Origin of the sequence: Streptomyces sp. NPDC002130 (assembly GCF_040296465.1) — a bacterium.
Lineage (GTDB): Bacteria > Actinomycetota > Actinomycetes > Streptomycetales > Streptomycetaceae > Streptomyces.
The window spans coordinates 1-1,219 of sequence record NZ_JBEOXI010001018.1; the positions used below are offsets into that span (position 1 = coordinate 1).

At 61.4% G+C, this 1,219-nt stretch carries 3 protein-coding genes; all 3 read right to left on the reverse strand.

What is annotated here, in order from left to right:
- Window positions 1–176: 176 nt before the first annotated feature.
- From rpsQ to rplP, 3 genes are read right to left on the reverse strand one after another with little or no spacing between them, the layout of a single operon-like run.
- A complete protein-coding gene (gene rpsQ / locus ABT116_RS47970) occupies window positions 177–458 on the reverse strand; it encodes a 30S ribosomal protein S17 (protein ID WP_003941020.1) in 282 nt (93 codons plus the stop codon).
- Entirely contained in the window at window positions 455–691 is a 237-nt protein-coding gene (gene rpmC, locus ABT116_RS47975) for a 50S ribosomal protein L29 (protein WP_003940734.1), read from the reverse strand. Before rpmC ends, rpsQ begins: the two co-directional genes overlap by 4 nt.
- Window positions 691–1,107: a 50S ribosomal protein L16 gene (gene rplP / locus ABT116_RS47980; protein ID WP_003940899.1), complete on the reverse strand. Its 417-nt coding sequence runs from the start codon at window positions 1,105–1,107 to the stop codon at window positions 691–693. The genes rpmC and rplP overlap by 1 nt, the downstream gene beginning before the upstream one ends.
- Window positions 1,108–1,219: the final 112 nt, after the last annotated feature.

Genomic DNA, 1,219 nt, shown 5'->3' on the forward strand with positions numbered 1-1,219 from the left:
GGCAACCGTTCTATTGTAGGGAAGGGTTCACCGATTACCAAATCAGCCGTACTCGACGCAACTCGAACCCTTCGCCCGGAAAGCCCCGAAAGCCCCCGGAAAGCCGAATGGCCCACTCCCCCAAGGGGAAGCGGGCCATTCGGTGATACTCGATCAGCTCGAGGATTCGATCAGGCTTACTTGGCCTTTTCGAGGACCTCGACCAGACGCCAGTGCTTCGTCGCGGACAGCGGACGGGTTTCCATCAGCTGAACGCGGTCGCCGACGCCGGCAACGCCGTTCTCGTCGTGCGCCTTCACCTTGGTCGTACGGCGGATGATCTTGCCGTAGAGCTTGTGCTTGACGCGGTCTTCGAGCTCGACCACGATCGTCTTTTCCATCTTGTCGGACACGACGTATCCGACACGGACCTTACGGCTCGCGCGCTCTTCTGTGCTCACTGCTTTTTCCTCACTCATGCCGCGTCACCTGCATCCGGACCCACAGCGAGTCCGAGCTCACGCTCACGCAGGACGGTGTAGATGCGCGCGATCTCGTGACGAACGGTGCGCAGTCGTCGGTTGTTGTCCATCTGGCCGGTAGCCATCTGGAAACGAAGGTTGAAAAGCTCTTCCTTCGACTCACGGAGCCGGGTGACCAGCTCGTCTTCACTGAGCTCGCGGAGCTCTGCTGCTGGGGTTCCAGTAGCCATCAGAACTGCTCCTCTCTGGTCACGATCCGGCACTTGCACGGGAGCTTGTGCATCGCGCGGCGCAGGGCCTCACGAGCAATCTCCTCGTTGGGGTATGTCATCTCGAACAGAACGCGTCCGGGCTTGACGTTGGCAATCCACCACTCGGGCGAACCCTTACCGGAACCCATTCGGGTTTCGGCCGGCTTCTTCGTGAGGGGGCGATCCGGGAAGATGTTGATCCAGATCTTGCCGCCACGCTTGATGTGCCGAGTCATGGCGATACGAGCGGACTCGATCTGCCGGTTGGTGATGTAGGCAGGCTCGAGAGCCTGGATGCCGTAGTCACCGAAGGTCACCTGGGTACCGCCCTTGGCGGCACCCGAACGGCTCGGGTGGTGCTGCTTGCGGTGCTTGACCCGCCGTGGGATCAACATGCGTCAGCCCTCCTGATGCGGGTGGTCCACCGACAGGGTCATCGATGCCTTCGTGGTCACTCTCCGTTTCGGTCCGAGGATGGCGAGTTCGATCGGGTCGATCCGCGGGTCG

Coding starts and splice junctions, on each gene's coding strand:
- rplP (WP_003940899.1), bottom strand. CDS start 1,107: ATGTTGATCCCACGGCGGGTCAAGCACCGCAAGCAGCACCACCCGAGC.
- rpmC (WP_003940734.1), bottom strand. CDS start 691: ATGGCTACTGGAACCCCAGCAGCAGAGCTCCGCGAGCTCAGTGAAGAC.
- rpsQ (WP_003941020.1), bottom strand. CDS start 458: ATGAGTGAGGAAAAAGCAGTGAGCACAGAAGAGCGCGCGAGCCGTAAG.